This window comes from Sphingomonas sp. 10B4, assembly GCF_035019905.1.
In the GTDB taxonomy this organism is placed as follows: Bacteria; Pseudomonadota; Alphaproteobacteria; order Sphingomonadales; family Sphingomonadaceae; genus Sphingomonas; species Sphingomonas glacialis.
Genome location: NZ_JASJVC010000504.1, coordinates 1 through 245, shown reverse-complemented (window position 1 = coordinate 245; position 245 = coordinate 1). Strand labels below are relative to the sequence as shown.

Annotated in this window: 1 protein-coding gene; it reads right to left on the bottom strand. The window is 56.7% G+C overall.

What is annotated here, in order from left to right; all coding sequences use genetic code 11:
• Positions 1-245, bottom strand: a 245-nt coding sequence (locus QN347_RS20660) for an ATP-binding protein (RefSeq protein WP_323494527.1), incomplete at both ends; no start/stop codon positions are given.

Here is a 245-nt window from a genome sequence, read left to right as displayed (position 1 = left end):
GGAAACAGCACCGCAAACAGGGTGCCGCCGCCGGCCGCATCAGCAATGCTGATGTGGGCATTATGATCTTTGACGATGTCGGCGACGATGGCTAAGCCTATGCCATTGCCACTGACTTTGTTCTGACTGCTTTCGTTGATGCGGTAATGGCGTTGAAAAACCAGTGCGCGTTCGGCTTCGGGTATGCCGGGCCCATTGTCTTCGACCGAGAAAATCACGGCATCGGCGCGCGTTTCGGTGCTGAC